Here is a 21,798-nt window from a genome sequence, read left to right on the forward strand (position 1 = left end):
GCATGCCCGCCCAGCTCCATCTGAACTTTCACGATAAACATCTCCAGCCGCACGAAGCGGTGGATCAAGGGCATTTAAATTATCACTGTATGTTAATATTATGCACATGCATCCACTGAGGAGCTAGCCATGATTGCGATAGGTGAGGCATGGAAGGCGGGGTTGTTGGGGCGAGAGCATTGGCTGCGCAATTTGGTGTCTGGCGTGATCGTCGGGGTCGTGGCGCTCCCCCTTGCAATGGCGTTTGCCATTGCATCTGGCGTCAAGCCTGAGCAAGGCGTCTACACCGCAATCATCGGTGGTCTGCTGGTTTCACTCTTTGGCGGAAGCCGCTTGCAGATTGCCGGGCCGACAGGTGCGTTCATCGTGATTTTGGCGGGGGTCACCGCCAAGCATGGTGTTGACGGTTTGCAAATCGCCACGATGATGGCGGGGGCCATGTTGTTATTGCTGGGGATGGCCCGCCTTGGTGCAATCATCAAGTTTATCCCTGACCCGGTGATCGTCGGATTCACCGCAGGCATCGGCGTGATCATCTGGGTCGGACAGTGGAAAGACTTTTTCGGTTTACCGAAGATCAGTGGAGAACACTTCCATGAAAAATTCTGGCATTTGCTCCAGGCGCTCCCGGATCTTCACATGGCCACGACCCTGCTGGCGGTACTTGGTCTTTTCCTGGTCATCACCGCATCCAGAATTCCCGGACTCAAACGGGTACCTGGCCCATTAGTCGCAATGGCGGTAGCTACAGCGATACAGTCAACCTTTCATTTCGAGGGGGTAGCCACGATTGGCAGCGCATTTGGGGGAATACCTCAAGGCCTTCCAGCGTTGAGCCTGCCTGAAATCACGCTGTCTCGCGTCATCGATTTGATCGGTCCGGCGTTCACTATCGCCATGCTTGGAGCGATCGAATCGCTGCTGTCCGCAATGGTGGCCGATGGCATGGCAGGCACCAAGCACGATTCCAATCAGGAGCTGATCGGTCAGGGAGTGGCTAATCTGGTCACGCCATTGTTTGGCGGTTTCGCAGCGACCGGAGCCATTGCCCGTACTGCAACCAATATCCGTAACGGCGGCACGAGCCCGCTGGCTGGCATTACGCACGCGGTCACCTTGGTGCTTATTATTTTGTTTCTGGCACCTCTGGCCTCAAACATTCCACTGTGCTCCCTGGCCGCCATTCTTTTCGTGGTCGCGTACAACATGAGCGAGTTGAAGCACTTCAAACGCATGGTCCAGCGGGCCCCACGCGCAGACGTAGCTATCCTGCTCATCACTTTCAGCCTCACAGTGTTCAGTGACTTGGTGATCGCCGTGAATATAGGCGTCATTCTTGCGATGCTGCACTTCATGCGCCGCATGGCCTCATCTGTGGAGGTGCAACAGGTAATCGAGCACGAACTTGAAGAAGAGCTGAGGGCCAATGGGCACACTCGCCTGCCGCCAGGAACATTGATTTATACGATTGAAGGGCCATTGTTCTTTGGCGCGGCAGAGACCTTCGAGCGTGTCTTGGCACAGACCCATACCGATCCACGTCTACTGATTATTCGCTTGAAGCGTGTACCGTTTATGGATATCACGGGCTTGCAGGTGCTGGAGGAGGTCATTCAGCAACTGCACAAGCGCAATATCGTGGTGAAACTCTGCGAAGCGAACGCGAAGGTGCTCCACAAGCTCGATAGGGTGGGTATCTTGCAAGAAATCGGCACGGAGCATTACCACGCCGACTTCAACACCGCGCTGGCTAAAGCGGTCAGTATTGCAGAGGGTCCGTCGCCCCTCTAGAGGCTTAGCGCCCGTGTCAGGTTATGACTTGGTGCTGGCGGCATGCTTACTCTTGGTCGAATAGCTGGCACCGTGGGTGTCCAGGTAGTCACGAATCAGTTGGCGGACAACCTGCGAAGACGTCAGGTCTTGTGCCGCACAGAGTTCCTCGAAAGCTTTTTTCTTGACGGGATCAATGAGCACAGTGAGGCGCGCAGTCTTGCTTTCCATGGGGTATTCAATCGCTCAAGTCGCTAGATGTTAATCAAATTGTAATTGCCTTGTCCGGTACTGTCACTGTGCTGCTCGTTACTTCGACTTTACCCACAAGAAAAGATTTGCCTCTCACGGTGGGTGATGAGTCGGATCTGCTTCGACTCAGCGTCAAACGTGGCAGCAGTATGGCGACGCCAGTGGAGGGATGCTGAACGAAGCTGGTCGATTTCATCCTCACTCCAACCTTCACTCTCGATACGTTGCAGTGCCCTGGAGGCGCGATCTTACATGTCGATCCGACAGTCCAGCGCACCCTTCAAGCGTCGAAATCAACGGTGTTTTTCTTGTGGTGAGGGTAGGGGAGACAGCTCCAATGATCGGCGATAACGCGCGAGATACATCTTGAATGTACTCGTCCCGCACACCGATCTTGGCCGCTTGTTGCCTTTGTCGACGACGTGAAACCACCCGTTTGCCAAGCGCAGCGAGCAGCTAACGCCAAAACAACAAGGTATACGGTTTGCGGCCACCGCCGGCCTTTGGGTAATCAAAGCGGACGTCAGGGCCTCTGCGAAACCCTGACGCCCCGGTTCAGCGGCGGCACGCCAGCGCCGTCCGCTGCAACCGGTCGTTAGGTGCTCAATTGATTTTGACGATCGCGGGTGGACTCCACGTGCCTTTGCCAGGAGGCAGGACGGAAGGGTTTTCCGTCTTTGGCCAATACAGGCGCATCACCATGTAGATCAGATCATTCGGTGCGGGCAGCCAGTTGCTTTCCTTGTCCGCGCCGGGTGAGTCCTTCTGGACGTAGAGCGTCAGCGAGCCGTCTGCATTCTTCTTCATCTCGGGTAGCATCGGCGAGTTGATGAGGTAGCGATTGATCGGATTCTTGATCAGCAGTTGCGACTTGCCGTCGTACATCGTCACCGACCAGAAGGCATTGACCGGTGGGAGCTGTCCAGCGGGAAAGGTGATGGTGTAGTTGTGTTTGCTGCCGTCAAGCGGCGTACCATCGGACAGGATCTTGGCCATCGGATACGTGGCCTCTTCGGCGTCGTTGGCATAGATGCCCGCTTGTGCGATGGCGGCACGCTTTAGCCAGTCACTACCGTAGAACGCGGCATCACCGCCGGAACCCACGATGTTCCAACCATTGACCTGCGTGCCGAGATGATTGGCCGCAGCCCGGACCTTCGTCTGCCCAGCCTGCATGCCCTCAACCACTGCGGCCTTTTGCTCGGCGGAGAGATCCTGGAAGTTGAAGTCCTTGCCGGCGCCAATGCCCATACGGGCCAGCTTCGCGCGGATCGCCACTTCTTCCGGTGTGGCCGGGGCAAACTGTAACGCAAAGCCCAGGTACTTGAAGAAGTCAGTCTTCACGAGGTCCTTGTCGAACTTCGGAAAGTCGATCGCTGGCGCGGCAGGCGGCGCAGGTTGCTTGAGAAAAGCCGATAACGGCTGGGTCGCATAACCGGACTGGATCTTTTCGACGTTCGGCATGTCCGCCGGATTGAAGAGCTGGGTGCGAAAGATCACGAAGAGGAGTTGTGTTTGGGAACGAAACACTTTCTTGATGCCTGGCGGGGTCACGCCCTTCCAGTCTGGACCGACCACCATGTAATCGCCGGCTTCGCTGCCGGTGGTACGGCTGCCGATGTAACCGAAGTTGTTGGTGTTGTTATCGATGAGCTGCACCGAGTAGTACCGCGGTTTCTCCACCGTCGGTACCGAGAGCACGATCGGCTCGCTACGCAGGTCCATGAACATCAAGGAATACGGCGTGTCGCTGTTCGGCGAGACGATGGCCGTGTCCTTGTAGCTAAAGACTTTGTGCATGTTGTAAATGTGGTTGAACGGCGCCTTGTACTGGCTGGAGCTTTTGTCCACGGCATAGTCGTACATGGTCGCGTAGTTCATCACGATGGGCAGACCGTAGATGTAGCCTTCCTCGGCGATGGCTTTCGTCTCAGCGGGAGTGATGTCCGCTGCCTGGGCGTGCGTAAACCCAAAGGACGCGAGCAATACCATCGTACAGCCAAATATTCTCGGTAGTGTGGTTATCATGAACTTGAAACTCCATTTTTCGCATTAGATGATTGAGTCGGCCAGTTAACTGCTGATCAGGCGATATTCAATGTCGCGTTTGCTCACGACCTGATATCTCGTAACGCTCCGTTTCTTGCTGTAAGTCTTTGTTTTACCTGATGTTGGTCGGCGCGAGCGCGACACTGGTCGAGGAGAAACACGACGGATGGCAAGCCCAGACTGCTCGGTCAGTATAGGTAGCAAATCAAACAACGCTGCTGACATGACAGCAACGTGTCCTCTGACTTCTGGCCGGTAGTGAGTTTTCGTGCCAGCCAGCATGGCTAGACACTGATGTGCCCTCTAAGGCAGGAATCCTGATGATCTTGATTCATATCTATCCTCATCAAAGGGGGGAAACTTCTCGAGTTTCACCGAGTCGTAGGCGCTCAACCATTCGAGCGCTAAAAGTGAATCTTACGGATAGTTTCATTTAGGAAAGAGTAGTGTGTACGCCACCCGAAAGCCCCAACCGTGTGCACCATCTTCAGGACTGTCCGCCCAGTATCGCGGCCCCACCTGAAGGCTCATGGGCTGCTTGCCGACTTTGAACAATTGCGTCACGAACAGGTTGATCGGCACATTCCATTCCCTGGCTTCCCAGTCGTAAGTGGATTCTGTATTAATGCCAATACTGGTGTACGACGCTGTGGTATAGACCAGAAAGGGTTGCAGATATGTCTGATTGACCTTCTCCCTGTCATTGGCCGGGTTGTTGTCCAGCGACCAGATGTGGTTCGCCAGAATACCGTTCGTCCAACCGTTGGCCTGCTTCAACGCCACCGCTGTCGGTCCAATCCCCCATTGTTCGCTACTCAGTAACTCATCACTACCGGTCGGTAACAACAGCGCGGGGCCTGCGCCCCAGATCCAGCCGTCCTCGGTTGGTTCTTTGGGAGAGAAAAAGAAGCTTTGCGAGGTGTCGCCCACTCCGCTTTTATCGGCGATACCCCTCGGTGCCAATCCGTGCTGATCAATGATCGGGAGAATCGTGCGAGAGATCAGATTCCAATCGTCATTGAGTGAGAAGGGTAAAACCGGCTGGATATTGGTGACACTCTGGATTCCATCACCGGAGGGCCCCATTTTCTGATTCCAGTTGTATTGGATGGGCAAGCTGTACAGTGCCGCGACTGGATTCAATGACTGTTTAGCCAGTTCCGCCTGATCGTCAGCCTGACTGGAAACCGACATACTGAAAATCAAAGATGATAGCAGCAGTCGTTCAATGTTCTTGTTCATGTCGAATTCCTTGGATGCGGATCGCCGCGGCTCCTCGACGACCAACGGGAGCCTGCTAACGACAAACAGAAGCTACTTGAATGCCTCGAACTCAGGGGGGGCGTAATTAACTGAAGCTGATGCTGAAGTTACTTACTTCACAAGTTCAACTTCCACCCTCAGCCAAGTGTTGTCGGGTCCGGGTAGGAGGGGGCGTAAAGTTTACCGTTGCAGTGACGATTACTTGAGTAGTCTCTACATCTCGTTGACCATGCCTCGAATGGGCGCGACGCTTTTTGTAGGAGCGAGCTTGCTCGCGATGGTCGTCAACGAAAACGCGTGTTTACAGAACAAACGCAGCTATCTTGAATCCATCGCGAGCAAACTCGCTTCCACAAAATTCGTACAGGAGGCAGGTACGGTGTTTTACGAATCCGAACAGTCAGCCTTAACTGCCTTGCGGCACAACGCGGGCATCATTGCCTGAGCCCTGGATATACACCTTCGAGCCTTTAGTCAGGGACGGATTGATCGGTTGGGTCACCGATACCAGCACGCCACTGTTGACCCGCACGATGATCTGTTGCGCCTCGACCGGTTGGTCATACTTTTTCTTCTCGGCGTAGTTACCGCCCGCGGCACCGGCGAGTGCGCCGGCAACCATGGCGACGTCACGCCCGGTGCCCCCCCCGATCAAGCTACCAACCGCCAAGCCGCCAAGGCCGCCGAGTACGGCGCCGACACCACTGTCGTGGTTGGTCTGCATCTGCGTCAGCGATATCTGCTCGATCTTCCCTGAGCGAATCTCGATTTCACCGGCGCCGCCATCGGTTGACCCGACGGCGGAACAGGCACTTATCAGCACCGTCATCAACGTGACTGACAGCCAGGACAGGATTACTTTCATTGCGGTGCACCTCGTTATTGGTATTTGATTGCAATGCCTTTCAGCTTGCGTCCTTGAATCGTTTCTATGTCCCGGCTCCACAGAGAACCTGTGACATTGGCCGCGACAGGTTGAATCCGGTCGTAAACGACAACCACGACGTCTGCGCCAAGTTTGGCGCCTTCTTCACGCAGTTCTTGTTCGACCTGGACTTCGCTGGGCAAGGTCGGCGCGGGATGTTCGCCCCCGACATATGCGGTTGTCTGTGCGTCTACCGATGCGCAGGCGCCTAACGCCAGCACACTGGCAACGAGAGCCGCAAAGAGTAATGGCCGCTGCAATCTTGAGAGTCGAAGCGATGAAGAGGGAGGCATGTCAGCATCCTCTGCTGGAAGTGTAATGAGCCAACGTCTGTTGGCAGTTCAATCAAGGCTCAACTGCGAATGAATGCCCAGAGATCGACGTTCAACTTGTCGATCGCCGCTTTGAAGTCCTGGGCGGTGATCTTCTGGCTTTCGTTTTCCAGCGTTGTACCAAACACCTTGCGTACAACCTTGGCTACCGTCTGGTTGGTTCTCGCATCGATAATCTCGGCCTCGATGAACAAAGTGCTGTCCTGATCGCGGTGGCCGGTGGCGGCCTGTGTTGCTCCGACCACGGCGGCGATCGGCACCACTTCGTACCATTTCATCCCTTCGTTTTCGGCATTCACCCCGGTGATCGCCGCACGCATCAGCAGGGGGTTGGAGCCCGCCGGCGCGGCGCTGGCATTGGAAACCACACGGTATTTCTGACCCAGGGTGCCTTTGGCCTTACTGGTCATGTAGTTCTGAATATCCGTCAGCGTTTGCTGGTTGACCCGCTCATCGGGCTTGGGCGCGGGATAAAGCTCCAGCTTGTTGAACACCGCCGTGTCATAGGCATTCGGGTTCCACGACGGACTGACCCAGCGCATTGTTGTGCCGCCGCTTGCCGTTTTGACTTCCTGCAAGTTGTTGTAGTTGGACAGGTAGCCCGAGTATTGCTCGGTTTCAGTGACTTTCGATACGCAGCCGGTCAACAACAAGCTGCTCAGTGCGGCACCCGTAATCCATTTGTGCGGAAAGTTCATATAACGGTACTCCTTGAGGGATGGGTTCCTGAATGTCTTTTATTCAAGGCCAGACCCTGCGGCCTCATTCCTTTCGGCAATAAGGCCCGCTGGATCTCTGCCTGAGCAATCGAACGACTGCTTGCCAACTGCAAGCAGTCGCAAGCGTCGCTTTACTTTGATGCCACCACTGCCGGCGGCTGCCAGCTGCCGCTGCCTGCGGGAAGAATCGAAGGCGCCGTGGTCTTCGGCCAGTAGAGGCGCATCACCAGATAGACCGTGTCGTCGGGCGCCGGCAACCAGTTGGCTTCCTTGGCCTTGCCCGGCGAATCCTTCTGGACGTACAGGGTCAGCGAACCGTCTGCGTTTTTCTTCATGGCCGACAGCATCGGTGAATTGATCAGGTAACGGTTGAGCGGATTCTTGATCAGCAGCTGGCTCTTGCCGTCGTACATGGTCACCGACCAGAAGGCATTGACCGGTGGCAGCTTGCCGGCGGGGAAGGTCAGCGTGTAGTTGCGCTTGCTGGTATCGAGCGTCTGGCCGGTGCCGTCGGTACGCGTGTAGGGGTACGTCGCCTCGGCGGCGTCGTTGCCGTACAGACCGCCCTTCGCGGCGCCAGCCCGCATCAGCCAGTCGCCTTTGTAGAACGCCTGGTCACCGAAGAACGCGCCGACGTTCCAGCCATTGATGTTCTTCATTCCGCTCGCGAGAAACCTGTCGACCTTCTCGTCGCCGGCCTTCATCCCGAGCAGGACCACGGCCTTGTGTTCGAGCGAGAGGTCTTTGAATTCGAAGCTGCGACCGGGGCCTACGCCGATGCTGGCCAGCCTGGCACGGATCGCCTTGTCCTCAGCCGATGGCGGCACATACTCCAACGCGGCCGACAGGTACTCGAAGAAGTTGGCCTTGATGCCCTCCGTGGTGGCCGGCACGAAAGCAATCTTCGGCGCAGCGGGCGGCGCGGGTTGATGGAGGAAGGCGGACAGCGGCTGGACCTTGTAAGCCGCCTGCAGCTTCTCGACATTCGGCATGTCGGCTGGATTGAACAACTGGGTGCGGATCAACGTCAGTGCGAAAGGGGTCGTGGAGCTGAACACCTTGTCGATGCCAGGGGGTGTCGCACCCTTCCAGTCGGGGCCTGCAATCAGATAGCTCCCGGGGGCGCTGGCCGTTGCCCGGCTGCCGATGTAGCCGTAGTTATAGGTGTTGCCGTCGATCAGCTGCACCGAGTAGTAGCGCTTTTTGGACACGGCCGGCACAGTGATTACGAGAGGCTCTGCGCGCAGGTCGGCCCAGAGTATCGAGTACGGGGTGTCGCTGTTGGGTGTAATGACGGCCTTATCGGCGGGAGTAGAAACCCGATGCTCGTTGTGCAGTTGGTTGAAGGGGGCCTTGAACTGGCTGGACCTGGAGTCCACCGCGAATTCGTTCATCACGGCGTAGTTCATGACCAGCGGCAAGCCGTAGATAAAGCCTTCCTCGGCGATCGCCTTGGTTTGCTCCAGACTCGGCGCGGGAACGCCCTTGGTCGCATCCGCCTTGTCTGCCTGTGTAATCGGATCGAGCTTGCTCGTACAACCGGTGAAAAGTGTTGAACCTACGACGACGAGCGCCGCAGCCATTGTCCAGCCACTGTGAGACTTCCTGTTCATTTCCACCTCGTTGGTTTTGTGCAAGTTGGCGTCGTGAGTGTTCATGTCCACGGTTAAATACCAGGCATGACACTTGAAGCACTCTTGGATTTTTCTCAGTAGCGCCAAGTCATGTTGGCGGTCAGGGCTTGAATCCAGGCGTTGTCGAACTCGCCTGATACACGATTGCCAGACAGAGATTTTTGCTGATCGACTGGCATGTCCCCCATCCACACCGTGACCCAACTGAAATTCACGTCTGTCTCTTTATTCAGCGAATAAGTAAAGCCAGTGGCGAAGCGCCAGGCGGCGCCCATGGGTACGGTGAACGTACGATTACCGTCGGACACAGCGGACGTGTCATAGGCGACACCGAAATCCCAGACCCAGTCCTGGTTCATCTGGTATTGGGCGCCAAGCGCCAATTGATACGTGTCTTTGTTATGCGCATCGATTGAGGTGGCCCGTGAACCGGTTCTGGAAGTGTCTACGTCAATGCCGATGTCGCCGAATTTCGACCAATCCTGCCAATTGACTGTGGCCAGAATAGACCATTGCGTATCCAGTTGCTGGTACAGGCTGAGGGTCGCCGTTTGCGGGACTTTCAGGTCGATTTTGGTGTTGAGGCTGTTGAGGCGGCTCACCAACGGAGCACTGCTCTCCACATCCAGGCGATCCTCGAAGTCGAGGTCAACCTGACTGGTGTAAGCCAGGCCAATCCGGGTGCCGGGCTTTGGGGCATAAATCACGCCTGCGTTGGCGCCGTAACCCCATGTGCTGTCCCGGTATTTGTATTGGCCGTCACCCCGTTGTGTCAGTCCGAGCGGCGTCTGATCGATGGCGGCTTCGCTCTTCAGCGTCCCGTACATGGCTTTCAGTCCGACGCCGACGGACCATTGATCGTTGAAGCGATAGGCGACACTGGGTACCAGTGACAGTCCCGCAATGCTCGCGTTCTGCACGAAATAACGGCCGGACCAGTCGTTGTCGTAGTTTTCAGCGAGGCCGAAATCGCCATAGGAGCCAAAACCGACGGACCACCGATCATCCAGTTGATGGCTGATGAAGAAACTGCCACCCGGTATGGGATTGAGCGCGTTACCACTGTCGGTGCCCGGTGTATTGGTTTCACTGTCTTTATCGAACGATAAGTCACCAAAAAGAACCTGAGCGCCAGCGGAAATCTGTGTTCCGCTGAGGTAGCTCAAGCCTGCGGGGTTGCTGGCGATGGTCGAAGGGCCTTGTGCCCGGGCCGCTGCACCGGCATTGGCCAGTCCGACGTTGTCGGTAGCGATTTCGTACAACATCAGGCCACCGGCAACACTGCGGCCACTGGTAAAGAGTGTCAGCGCACCAAGAACAGTAATCGACAACAGACTTTTATTTAATGGCATGAAATCCCTCTCAATCAGATCACTCAATCGATATCGCTTGGATCGCCCCAAGGCCAGGGCATGGTCTTTTACTCGTGCGGCCTTCTTGAGTGTCTGCGCGGAACTCCACCCGCAGGCGCAACTAATCGCCAGCCTCATGAACAGCACAAAAAGCCGAAGATCAGCTTTGCAACCAGCCTGTTGTTGCGTTCACTTTACGGCAATCATCAGAAAGGCACCTTGCATTTTCGGACAGTGCGCGCGGTATCGCGGGGGGATGGAAATTGTTGAGTCAACCCTCAAGGGAGGCTACCTCAGTCCATCTCTCCAATGCTGTGGTGACGTATTTGTCCACGTTTTGAATGCACGGGAGAAGGCGTTTGGATCCTGGTATTGAAGGGTCTGAGAGATTGTGGATATCGGCAAATCCGTATCTTTCAAGAGCTGCCGCGCGAAGTTGCTTCTGGAATCGGTGATCAGTTCTTTAAGGTGAAAACCTTCCGCGTCCAGCCGGCGTCGCAGCGTTCTTTCATTCAATGAGAATTGACTGGCGATGTGCTTGGAGTTTGCCTGGCCTTTCAATAACAGAGCGTATGCCTGGCTCTTTATTTGTTCTGAAATCGTCAAAGGTGACGTGGCAGTCGAAATAGCCAGTTTAAGCAGATGGTGTAAGCGTGGATTCGCCGTACATTGAATCTGCCGGAGTTGCTGATTGTTTATTACAAGCCCTGAGATGCTTGTGTTGAACTGAATGTTACAGCGAAATTTTTTGACGTACGGGGTGATATCTGATGGCTTGCGATATGAAAACTGCACACGAACGGGCGTCCAGCTAGCGCCTAACAATGTCCGCAACATTTGGAGGCCAACCATGACGGCAGTGTCAACAAGTAATGATTGATTGGGCAGGTCGTGGCGATAAATGACATATCCCAACAAACTATGTTGGCCCGCCAAGGGAAGAAGGAGTGGGGTCGCGCCACGATCATAGAGATTTGCATGCCCGACCAGGTCGTTCAATGCATCGCCTGGTGAAGTCGCGAGACGCATAAGCTGGCCCACCGGCCCCAAATTATCCAGTGTAAAACGCTCGCCTATCAGTAAGCCAATATGGGGGCAATCGGTGTGTTCGTATGCCGCTTTGAATAGGTGAGCAGCGTCCATATAGGCGAGGTGCCTTTCTTCATTGACAAATTGCTCTAAACTGATGCCTGCTTTCTGGAATACTCTCTGCGAGGAACCACCTATAAAATCAACTACTTGCGGGAGGCTACGGAATGGACTCGTGCTGATTTCTCCTGGGCCACTCATTTTTAAAGACGATTGTTTTTTTGGCATATTGGTTCGCAATCATTCCTGATGCTGAAATTGGACGAGCGACGAGCGGGTTCAGGCCATTGCTCTCCGTAAAAATGGTCATTGTTAAATACTCCACGCCAATGCGGTCGGAAGCTAGCTCAATGGGTTTCCCCTACTTTTACCTCCACCAAAACGTCGGCTCCTGAAGGACGTTATTGGACTCTCATAGAGCAGGACACCGCTGAAACTCAAGTAAATACTAGCTTGGAAAGTCCAGAGTCAAATTTTGGAAGCATTCAATAAGTATAAAAAGGAGACGGGGTGCTAGGGGGGAGTGTTCGAATCATTCCCTTCTTATCATTATTTCTTAATAAAATCATACTGTTAGATCGGTCGGTGGGTGATCGCGTTGGTAGTTTTGGGGCATGCCTTCGTTCGCATGCCCTGCGATTTTCTGCCCATCTTTTCCAGACTTGTTGTACAGGTGCAGCGATAGCGCTCGCACTTCTTGGAAGCCCGGGATATCCATCGCGGTCATCGCGTGATCCGGACCGCTGCCGATGACGTACGACTGAGAGCGTATTGAATCGCTCTTCCGGGCTGGTCTGCTCTCAGTGCGTGAGATCGCATCAGGGCTCAGTGCGAACCAGACGATAGTTCTTTCAGCCTTGGCAACAGAACTGAAATCGACTCCTATCGTCTGGGGGCTCGAGGTCGCTTACGCGACATTCATGGTCTTGTGCGTATCAATCAAATGCTGCACCACACTCGGATCAGCCAGGGTGGAAATATCACCCAACCCATCATATTCAGCCGTAGCGATCTTGCGCAGAATCCGGCGCATGATCTTGCCCGAGCGAGTCTTCGGCAGCCCCGGCGCCCACTGGATCACATCCGGCGAAGCAATCGGACCGATTTCCTTGCGCACCCAGTTTTTCAGCTCCAGGCGCAGTTGCTCGTTCGGCTCTTCGCCGTTTTTCAGGGTGACGTAGACATAAATGCCCTGCCCCTTGATGTCGTGCGGCACACCAACCACCGCCGCTTCGGCGACTTTCGGGTGCGCGACCATCGCGCTTTCGATCTCGGCGGTGCCCATGCGGTGGCCGGACACGTTGAGCACGTCGTCCACGCGACCGGTGATCCAGTAGTAGCCGTCGGCATCGCGACGGGCGCCGTCACCGGTGAAGTACATGCCACGGAAGGTCTTGAAGTAGGTGTCGACGAAGCGGTCGTGATCGCCAAACAGCGTCCGCGCCTGGCCTGGCCACGAATCGAGAATCACCAGGTTGCCCTCGGCCTCGCCTTCGACGATGTTGCCCAGGTTGTCCACCAGCGCTGGCACCACACCGAAGAACGGACGCGCCGCCGAACCTGGCTTGAGCGCGTGAGCGCCCGGCAGCGGGCTCATCATGTTACCGCCGGTTTCGGTCTGCCACCAGGTGTCGACGATCGGGCAGCGCGACTTGCCGACATTCTTGTAGTACCAGTCCCAGGCTTCCGGGTTGATCGGCTCGCCCACCGACCCCAACAGACGCAGGCTGCTGCCGTCGGCACCTTCAACGGCGGCGGTGCCCGAGGCCATCATGGCGCGGATCGCGGTCGGTGCGGTGTAGAGGATGTTGACCTTGTGCTTGTCGACGATCTTCGCCACCCGGGTGATGTCCGGGTAGTTCGGCACGCCTTCGAACAGCAGCGTGGTCGCGCCGTTGGCCAGCGGGCCGTAGACGATGTAACTGTGGCCGGTGACCCAGCCGACGTCGGCGGTGCACCAGTAGATCTCGCCCGGGCGGTAGTCGAACACGCGCTCGTGGGTCATGGCCGCGTACAGCAGGTAGCCGCCGGTGGTGTGCTGCACGCCCTTCGGCTTGCCGGTGGAGCCGGAGGTATAAAGGATGAACAGCGCTTCTTCGGCGCCCATCTCTTTCGGCGCGCACACGGTGCCGGCCACTTTCATCAGGTCTTCGAACCAGATGTCGCGATGCGGGTTCCACTTGATGTCGCCACCGGTGCGCTGGCACACGATGACTTTCTGGATGCTGCTGGTTTCCGGATTGGTCAGGGCGTCGTCGACGTTGGCCTTGAGCGGGATCTTCTTGCCGGCACGAATACCTTCGTCGGCAGTGATCACCACTTTGGATTTGCAGTCGATGATGCGACCGGCCAGGGCTTCCGGCGAGAAACCGCCGAACACCACCGAGTGAATCGCGCCGATCCGGGTACAGGCCAGCATGGCGACCACGGCTTCGGGGATCATCGGCATATAGATCGTCACCACGTCGCCGCGGTGCACATCCTGGCCACGCAGGGCGTTGGCGAACTTGCACACTTGCTCGTGCAGTTCGCGGTAAGTGATGTGGCGGCTTTCGGCAGGGTCATCGCCCTCCCAGATGATCGCGACCTGATCACCGCGCTCGGCCAGATGACGGTCGAGGCAGTTGTAGGAAACGTTCAGGGTGCCGTCGGCGAACCACTTGATGTCGATATGGTGATCGTCGAAGGAAGTCTGCTTCACCGTGGTGAAAGGCTTGATCCAGTCGAGGCGCTTGGCTTGCTCGCGCCAGAAGCCGTCCGGGTTGACGACCGACTGCTGGTACATGGCCTTGTAGGTCGCCTCGTCGGTCAGCGTGTTAGCCAGAACCTCGGGACGAACGGGATACAGGGAAGCCGCACTCATCTTTCTTACCTCGGTGGAATAGTTGTTTTTGTGATCTGTCGCTGTTTTGTACATTCAGTTGCCGGATTCAAATTCTGAAGCGGCTGAGAAGCCTGTCTTGCTGGCCTACATGGTCCCCCATCACTGAACATTGGCGGACCTGCTTCTCGGCACTGCCGGATACCTCAAGGCTGATATCGCGGATGTTGCTCGTATTGCGATTGATTTCCTCGGTCGTGGCGCTCTGTTCTTCAGCGGCAGCGGCAATCTGCAGATTCATGTCATTGATGCGGTAAATGGCTTCACGTATGCGCTCGAGCGTTGCATTGGCTGCATTGGCATCTCCTGCCGTCTTGCTGGCAGTGTCGCGGCTTTGCTGCATTCGCACTTGGGCGTGTTTCACCCCCGTCTGCAGTTGATCAATCATCAGGCGTATTTCCTGAGTGGATTGCTGAGTGCGCGAGGCAAGAGAGCGCACCTCATCGGCAACCACGGCAAACCCCCGTCCCGATTCACCAGCGCGTGCCGCTTCGATGGCCGCGTTGAGCGCGAGAAGATTAGTCTGGTCGGCGATGCTGGTGATGACCGCCACGATCGATTCGATGCTTTGACTGAGCGTGGATAGTTCATTGATGGCGTGACCGGTATCGTCCATCTCGTCAGCCAAACGCTTGATGGCCCCCGTTGATCTGGAGACCAGGGCGACTCCGTCCGTTGCTTGCTCGGTGGCAACGATCGCCGCCTCGGCAGCGGCTTGAGCGTTGCGTGCCACGTCCTCTGCGGTAGAGGCCATCTCGGTCATGGCCGTGGCGAGTTGATCCAGTTCCTGCAATTGAATCTGTACGCGGTTGGCTGCCTGATCCGCTTCACATGACGTCGCGGTGGTGCTCTCGCGAACTTGTTGCGAGCTGTTTTTCACATCGCCAATGAGCGCCTTCAGGTTTTGCAGGAACTGGTTGAATTCCCTGGAGACCAGCGCCACTTCATCGCTGCCGGTCACTGGCAGCTGGCGGGTCAGGTCGCCTTCTCCGCGGTTGATGTCTGCCAGTGATTCCTTGAGTTGATCCAGAGGCCGGAGCAGCCGTCTGACAAGCAGCCCCAACACCAGCAGGCTAAGCAACACGCCCAGGCCAGTACCGATGACGGCTCGCCAGGTCAGGGTATGGGCTGCGGCCATGACGATGCCCTGATCCAGCACTACGCCGATATACCAATCCATGCCCTTGAGATCGGTGAGCGGGATGAAGGAAACCAGCAGGGACTTTCCATTGCTGCTGACTTCCTGAAGCTGACTGTCGAGCGGCAGGGCACTTCCAGCGAAAAGCTGACTGTAGGGCTTGCCGTTCAGTTCAGCGTCCGGGTGGGAAATGATGTTGCCACTTTTACTCAACAGAAACGCATAGCCGGCCCCGCCGAAATCCAGCGTATTGATGGCGTCGGCAACCGAAGTCAGGCGAATGTCACCGCCAAACACCCCGAGCAATTGACCCGCATCGCTGATCCGGGCAACAGCCGAGATCAGGATTTCACCCGTGGTGGAGTCCTTGTAGGGTTCGGTTAAAACAGCCTGGCTACCGGCCTTGCCGGTCGCGTACCAAGGGCGGGTGCGACCGTCATAATCAGGTTTTGGATTCCAGGATGCAGTGTTCTTGATGGGTTTTCCGTCGGATTCGAGTGCACCGAATACCAGCTTGAATTCATCTTTCAATACGGGCGAGTCGATGATTCTTTGGGTCGCTTGCGCACTGTACTGACGGTCGATCGCCTGGGATGCCAAATCCATCAGGCGAAGTTTGCCGTTTAGCCAGTTTTCGATCTGTCGCGCCACTGCATTACTCGATTCGGAGATGCTCGCTTCGACCTGATTACGCAAAATTGTACGTATCTGTCCTACCTGGACCAGCGACAGAAGACTGGTCGTCACGAACAGCACACAAGCAGCCACAAGGCTTACCTTGTAACGGATTTTCATCGAGGACTCCGCGCGGCGGGAAGGTGATTTTTTGTGTTTGAGACCGCCATCGCGAGCAGGCTCGCTCCCACAGTGGATCCGGGTTGGATCCTGAAACCTGAGCTCACCACATGTACCTGTGGGCGAGCTTGCTCGCGATGGCGGTCGGAAGGGCGCCACAGAAATACCTGTGGCACCCCGGTTTTTTAGAAGAAGCCCAGCGGATTGATGTCGTAGCTCACCAGCAGGTTTTTGGTCTGCTGATAGTGGTCGAGCATCATCTTGTGGGTCTCACGGCCGACGCCGGACTTCTTGTAGCCACCGAACGCGGCGTGCGCCGGGTACAGGTGGTAGCAGTTGGTCCACACCCGACCGGCCTTGATGGCGCGGCCCATGCGGTAGGCGCGGTTGATGTCGCGGGTCCAGAGACCGGCGCCCAGGCCGAACTCGGTGTCGTTGGCGATGGCCAGGGCTTCGGCTTCGTCCTTGAAGGTGGTGATGCTCACCACCGGGCCGAAGATTTCTTCCTGGAATACGCGCATTTTGTTGGTGCCCTTGAGCAGCGTCGGCTGGATGTAGTACCCGCTCGCCAGGTTGCCCTCGAGTTTTTCTACCTTGCCGCCGGTCAGCAGCTCGGCGCCTTCGCCCTTGGCGATTTCCAGGTACGAAAGGATCTTGTCGAATTGCTGCTCGGACGCTTGGGCGCCGACCATGGTCTCGGTGTCCAGCGGGTCGCCACGCTTGATCTGCAGGACCTTCTTCATCACCACTTGCATGAATTCGTCGTAGATCGACTCCTGCACCAGGGCACGGGAAGGGCAGGTGCAGACTTCGCCCTGGTTGAAGAACGCCAGCACCAGGCCTTCGGCAGCCTTCTCGATGAAGGACGGTTCGGCCTGCATGATGTCTTCGAAGAAGATGTTCGGCGATTTGCCACCCAGCTCCACGGTGGACGGAATGATGTTTTCCGCCGCGCATTTCATGATGTGCGAGCCGACCGGGGTCGAGCCGGTGAAGGCAATCTTGGCGATACGCTTGCTGGTGGCCAGGGCCTCGCCGGCTTCGCGACCGAAACCCTGGACGATGTTCAGCACGCCCGGTGGCAGCAGGTCGCCGATCAGTTCGACCAGCACGGTGATGCCCAGCGGGGTTTGCTCGGCAGGCTTGAGCACCACGCAGTTGCCGGCAGCCAGCGCCGGGGCGAGTTTCCAGGCGGCCATCAGGATCGGGAAGTTCCACGGGATGATCTGCCCGACCACGCCCAGCGGTTCGTGGATGTGATAGGCCACGGTGTTACCGTCGATCTCGGCGGCGCTGCCTTCCTGGGCGCGCATGCAACCGGCGAAGTAGCGGAAGTGGTCGGCGGCCAGCGGGATGTCGGCGTTGAGGGTTTCACGCACGGCTTTGCCGTTGTCCCAGGATTCGGTGATTGCCAGCAGTTCGAGGTTCTGTTCGATGCGGTCGGCGATTTTCAACAGTGCCAAGGCGCGGTCCTGCACCGAGGTCTTGCCCCAGGCATCGGCAGCGGCGTGGGCGGCGTCCAGGGCCTTGTCGATGTCTTCGGCCGTGGAACGGGGGAATTCGGCAATCGGTTGGCCATTTACTGGCGAGGTATTGGTGAAGTACTGACCTTTGACAGGCGCGACGAACTCGCCACCGATGTAATTGCCGTAACGGGATTTAAAGGAAACGACGGCACCGGGAGTGCCAGGATGGGCATAGATCATGATGAGGTTCTCTTGTAGTTATCGACTGAGCAGGCGCAAGCCGTTTCGATGCCGTGGAATGCTGAGGGACCGTTATTGAGCTATCGCTGGCCGCTTTTCTGGCGGCCAGTTTTAGCTGAAGACCGGTTAGCAGCCTTGCGGAGTTTCCCCACGCGCCAGACGGGCATTGATGTCGTCAATGACTGCCGGCAAATCGACGATGGTGTCGATCAGGTAATGCGGGCGGGAGGCTTCGAACATCTTGATGATGCGTGTGCGTTCTTCGGCCAGCTCCTCCAGGGACAAGTCCTTGAACTCCTCGTAGGTCAGGCCCAGTGCGTTGCCAGAGCAGGTCAGTGCGACCGTCCACATGCCCGCGCTACGGCCTTCGAGGATGCCCGGCCAAGTATCGTCGACCTTGACGCAAGCCGCGACGTCACTGATGCCCAAGGCAATCACGTTTGCCAGCGCTTGCGCGGGATGTGGCCGGCCGTTGGGCACTTCGTCGGTGGCAACCACATGATCGGTGACGTAACCGTTCTTGCGTGCCAACTCAACGACCTTCTCCATGACCACGGCCGGGTAACCCGAGCAGGAACCAATTTTCAAGCCCTTGTCACGCACGGTCTCGATGGCCTCCAGAGCGCCAGGAATCAGCGCCGAGTGCAAGGCGATCTTCTCGATCTGCAGCGGCATGAAGCGCTCGTAGAGGGCGGTGACGTCATCATCGGTCGGCAGGCGACCAAAGGCTGAGTGATAACGCTCGGCGATCTGAGGCTCGTTGCACAGCGTGCGGATGTGGTCCCACTTGCCCATACCCATTGGGCCACGGGCTTCTTCCAAAGAGACCGCAACGCCGAATTCGGCAAAGGCTTCGACAAAAATCTGCGTCGGCGCAAAGGAACCAAAGTCAACGACGGTGCCTGCCCAGTCCAGTACCACGGCTTGCAGTTGATCAGGTTGTTGGTAGTGCATGGTGATTGCTCCAATGATGGTGAGGTTGGAAGTTCGGGTTCAGGAATTGGTGCCGACGATGACCGGTTGTATCGCAAGCGAGTCGGCCGACTTGGTTTCCAGTGTTTTCGGGCGGCTGTTCCAGAATGGCACCAACATCAAGCTGGCCAAGAGCGCAGCACCGGTAAACACCAGGAACACGGTGATGGTGTCGAAGTAGCCTGGCAGCAAGCCGCCGAGGATCGCGCCAATCGAGCCGCAGCCGTTGACGAAGCCTGCGGAAGAGGCCGCGCCGTCCTTGCTGCCGAAATCAATGGCAGCTGAGCCGCTGATCATCGAATCCGGCCCGTAGAGCGTCATGCCCATCATGAATAACAGGCCGACCACCATGTAAAGACTGCCGCTCTGCATTGCGGGAACGAACAGCCCCAGGGAGATGGTCAGGACAACCAGGCTAAGCACGCAGGCCGGGATACGACGCGCACCGAAGTACTTGTCCGATGCGAAACCGATGAGGATGGGACCCACCAGACCTGCCAGTTCAAACGCCGTGGGGACGATGGCGGATGCCACTTTGCCAATCTCGGGCATCCGCTCGTAGATAATGACCGGGCCCCACAGGAGAATTGCATAGCGCGCCGGCTTGAGCATGAAGTAGGCAAGACCGAGAACCAGTACGGTCCGGTTTTTCATCACGGTGCGCAAACCAGCCCACATACTTTCCCGCGGGACAACGACGTTGCTCACAGGCTCGATTTCGATCTCGACAGGCGGCAGACCGACGTCCTCCGGCCGGTTGCGTTGCAGGAAAAAGAAGAACACAGCCACCACCAGCACGACAACAGCGCTGCTGATGAATGCCAAACGCCAGTCGTGGTATGCGCTATAGGCCCACCAGCCGGCAAATGGGGTGGCTACCAGTCCGCCGAAGGCGTAGCAGGTACACCAGTAACCCATCACACGGCCACGTTCGCCAGTACTGAAGAAGCTGCCAACGTTCTTGCATAGGCCCGACCAACCGGTGGATTGAGCCAGACCCTGTACCAGCATGCAGGAGACGAATATCGGTAACGTGGCATAGGTGCCCATGAGCAGCGCCGCGAGCGCCGAGATGACCAGGCCGCTGAGAACCACGACCCTCGGTCCGAAGCGGTCAGCAAAGTTGCCCCAGAGAAACTGGCCCAGGGCGTAAGCGGCCAGGTAGAGGGCGTCGAGGTTGGCCATCATGGCCTTTTCGAGCATGAAACTCGGGTCCTCGCCAATACCCAGTTTGGCGACAGAGAATGCCTTGCGGGTGAAATAGAAAGCGGCATAGGCGAACCAGGTTATGAGGAAAACCTGCACGCGCCAACGCTGCAGCGATTTCCACCCGGTCGCGAGTGGGCTCGTGGTGTTCTTGTTCATGGTGTTCTGATCCCGTATGAGGTGCCAGACAGCGCAAATTAATTGGTTTTTGTTTTTGTTTTCAGTGCAGAAGTCCTGTCCACGCACACGACATCGACTGGATGGCCGTGTGGATGGCATCAGGCTTCAAGAATTAAATTGCTGTGATCGCTGACTCCTGCCCGGCGCTGCCGAGCGATAAGTCACCGCATCCATGGTTTAAAAAAAGACCCCTGCCCAAAGGCGCTACCCATTGCACCTGTGCTCGAATCGGCCGGGATCTTTAAAGGGGGTCGATCAGGCTGCCGGCTTTTGCATGTCGACGTTCATGACCACAAGGCTGTCGGCAATGGCGCGCAGCAATTGGTGGACGATGTGTTCGTCGATCTGGCCGATACAGCCGATACGGAAACTTTCGGCTACCGTCAGTTTGCCCGGGTAGATGATGAATTGACGGGCCTTGAGCTCATCGTAAAAACGCTTGAACTCGAAATTCGGATGTTCCGGGCTGAAGAACGTGGTGATGATCGGCGACAGCCAACGATCTTCCAGCAGGGTCTTGAAACCCAGTTCGCGCATGCCTGAGACCAGGATGTCGCGGTTGCGGGTGTAGCGTGCCAAACGACCATGCACGCCACCTTCTGCGCTGTGTTGTTCCAAAGCCTTGTGAAATGCCACCACGCTATGGGTCGGTGGAGTGAAGCGCCATTGGCCGGTGCGCTCCATGTAGGTCCATTGCTCGTAGATGTCGAGGCTCAGCGAATTGGCGCGACCTTTGGCGGCTTCTATTACAGAGCGGCGGATGATCACGAAGCCAAAGCCGGGAATGCCCTCGATGCATTTATTGGCCGATGACACCACCACGTCAAAAGCAATGTCGTCGATGGTTAGCGGCACGGCTCCGAAAGAGCTCATGGCATCAATGATCAAGCTCTTGCCATGAGCCTTCACCACCTCGGCGATTTCGCGCAATGGGTTGAGGATGCCGGAGCTGGTTTCGCAATGAACGAGAAAGACATTGGTGATATCGGGGTTAGCCTTGAGCAAGGCGTCCACTTCCTCGGGCTGCGGGGGCAGATAATCGCCCTTGTCGAGGGTGATAAAGTCGCGACCAAGGTATTCCAGAGTCTTGGTGGCACGCTGGCCATAAGCGCCGTTCATCAGCACCAAAGCCTTGCCATCTCTAGGGATGGCGGTGGCCAACGCGGCCTCCACCGAATAACTGCCGCTGCCTTGCAATGGCACGCAGGCGAAACTGTCATCCTCGACGCCGGCCATGCTGAGCAGGTGCTGGCGAACTTCAGCGGTCACTTGATTGAAAGATACGTCCCATGAACCCCAATCGCGCAGCATCGCTTCCTTGGTGGCTTTGGATGTGGTCAGTGGGCCTGGTGTCAGCAGATAGGGTTCGCCCATGGCTGGTGTGGCCAGTGCATGGGGGGTGGGAAATTCAGCTTTGGTCATGATCTTCTCCGGCGATGTTGTTTTTGTGAGGAGTGATGCATGACGCAATAAAATCATTGAATTAAAAATAATTGAAATCGATTAATCACATGTCATAAATAAGTTGAGCTTAT

Annotated in this window: 17 protein-coding genes and 2 pseudogenes; 1 reads left to right on the top strand and 18 read right to left on the bottom strand. The window is 56.7% G+C overall.

The genetic code is table 11. The annotated features are described in order from the left end of the window. Positions 1–129: 129 nt before the first annotated feature. Entirely contained in the window at positions 130–1,791 is a 1,662-nt protein-coding gene (locus tag AC3IX1_RS10750; protein ID WP_489388143.1) for a SulP family inorganic anion transporter, read from the top strand. Positions 1,792–1,812: 21 nt separating this feature from the next. Here AC3IX1_RS10750 and AC3IX1_RS10755 read toward each other — a convergent pair whose 3' ends face one another. From AC3IX1_RS10755 to AC3IX1_RS10840, 18 genes and pseudogenes are all read right to left on the bottom strand, one after another. Then, complete coding sequence (locus AC3IX1_RS10755; RefSeq protein ID WP_095077032.1) at positions 1,813–2,001, bottom strand: ribbon-helix-helix protein, CopG family; 189 nt, start codon at positions 1,999–2,001, stop codon at positions 1,813–1,815. Between the two features lie 131 nt (positions 2,002–2,132). After that, positions 2,133–2,465: pseudogene (locus AC3IX1_RS10760) on the bottom strand (site-specific integrase); the annotation flags it as partial. 160 nt (positions 2,466–2,625) lie between these two features. Beyond that, a complete protein-coding gene (locus tag AC3IX1_RS10765; protein WP_489388144.1) occupies positions 2,626–4,014 on the bottom strand; it encodes a DUF1254 domain-containing protein in 1,389 nt (462 codons plus the stop codon). A 486-nt stretch (positions 4,015–4,500) separates the two neighbouring features. Then, complete coding sequence (locus tag AC3IX1_RS10770; RefSeq protein WP_489388145.1) at positions 4,501–5,313, bottom strand: transporter; 813 nt, start codon at positions 5,311–5,313, stop codon at positions 4,501–4,503. 427 nt (positions 5,314–5,740) lie between these two features. After that, entirely contained in the window at positions 5,741–6,199 is a 459-nt protein-coding gene (locus tag AC3IX1_RS10775; protein WP_489388146.1) for a glycine zipper 2TM domain-containing protein, read from the bottom strand. Positions 6,200–6,213: 14 nt separating this feature from the next. Next, positions 6,214–6,552, bottom strand: a complete 339-nt coding sequence (locus tag AC3IX1_RS10780) for a hypothetical protein (RefSeq protein WP_489388147.1) — start codon at positions 6,550–6,552, stop codon at positions 6,214–6,216. 59 nt (positions 6,553–6,611) lie between these two features. Next, complete coding sequence (locus AC3IX1_RS10785) at positions 6,612–7,289, bottom strand: DUF3313 domain-containing protein (RefSeq protein ID WP_489388148.1); 678 nt, start codon at positions 7,287–7,289, stop codon at positions 6,612–6,614. Positions 7,290–7,441: 152 nt separating this feature from the next. Next, entirely contained in the window at positions 7,442–8,923 is a 1,482-nt protein-coding gene (locus AC3IX1_RS10790) for a DUF1254 domain-containing protein (protein ID WP_489388149.1), read from the bottom strand. A gap of 95 nt (positions 8,924–9,018) precedes the next feature. After that, positions 9,019–10,296, bottom strand: a complete 1,278-nt coding sequence (locus tag AC3IX1_RS10795; protein ID WP_489388150.1) for an OmpP1/FadL family transporter — start codon at positions 10,294–10,296, stop codon at positions 9,019–9,021. Between the two features lie 288 nt (positions 10,297–10,584). Next, positions 10,585–11,613 carry an AraC family transcriptional regulator gene (locus AC3IX1_RS10800; protein ID WP_489388151.1) on the bottom strand — a complete coding sequence of 343 codons (1,029 nt, stop codon included), beginning with the start codon at positions 11,611–11,613 and terminating at the stop codon, positions 10,585–10,587. 337 nt (positions 11,614–11,950) lie between these two features. Continuing rightward, complete coding sequence (locus tag AC3IX1_RS10805; RefSeq protein ID WP_489388152.1) at positions 11,951–12,112, bottom strand: hypothetical protein; 162 nt, start codon at positions 12,110–12,112, stop codon at positions 11,951–11,953. A 180-nt stretch (positions 12,113–12,292) separates the two neighbouring features. Further along, positions 12,293–14,248, bottom strand: a complete 1,956-nt coding sequence (gene acs, locus AC3IX1_RS10810; protein ID WP_489388153.1) for an acetate--CoA ligase — start codon at positions 14,246–14,248, stop codon at positions 12,293–12,295. 67 nt (positions 14,249–14,315) lie between these two features. Then, on the bottom strand, positions 14,316–15,029 hold the full coding sequence (locus AC3IX1_RS10815; RefSeq protein WP_489388715.1) for a methyl-accepting chemotaxis protein: 714 nt from the start codon (positions 15,027–15,029) through the stop codon (positions 14,316–14,318). A gap of 144 nt (positions 15,030–15,173) precedes the next feature. Beyond that, a pseudogene (locus AC3IX1_RS10820) lies at positions 15,174–16,199 on the bottom strand (HAMP domain-containing protein); the annotation flags it as partial. A gap of 185 nt (positions 16,200–16,384) precedes the next feature. Continuing rightward, positions 16,385–17,905 carry an acetaldehyde dehydrogenase ExaC gene (exaC, locus tag AC3IX1_RS10825; protein ID WP_489388154.1) on the bottom strand — a complete coding sequence of 507 codons (1,521 nt, stop codon included), beginning with the start codon at positions 17,903–17,905 and terminating at the stop codon, positions 16,385–16,387. Positions 17,906–18,031: 126 nt separating this feature from the next. Further along, complete coding sequence (phnX, locus tag AC3IX1_RS10830) at positions 18,032–18,859, bottom strand: phosphonoacetaldehyde hydrolase (RefSeq protein WP_489388155.1); 828 nt, start codon at positions 18,857–18,859, stop codon at positions 18,032–18,034. 39 nt (positions 18,860–18,898) lie between these two features. Further along, a complete protein-coding gene (locus tag AC3IX1_RS10835) occupies positions 18,899–20,242 on the bottom strand; it encodes an MFS transporter (protein WP_489388156.1) in 1,344 nt (447 codons plus the stop codon). 276 nt (positions 20,243–20,518) lie between these two features. After that, the gene (locus AC3IX1_RS10840) at positions 20,519–21,685 is read right to left on the bottom strand and encodes a 2-aminoethylphosphonate--pyruvate transaminase (protein WP_489388157.1); all 1,167 of its coding nucleotides are present in this window, start codon (positions 21,683–21,685) and stop codon (positions 20,519–20,521) included. Between the last annotated feature and the right edge of the window lie 113 nt (positions 21,686–21,798).

The organism is Pseudomonas sp. KH_046_2 (assembly GCF_057838985.1).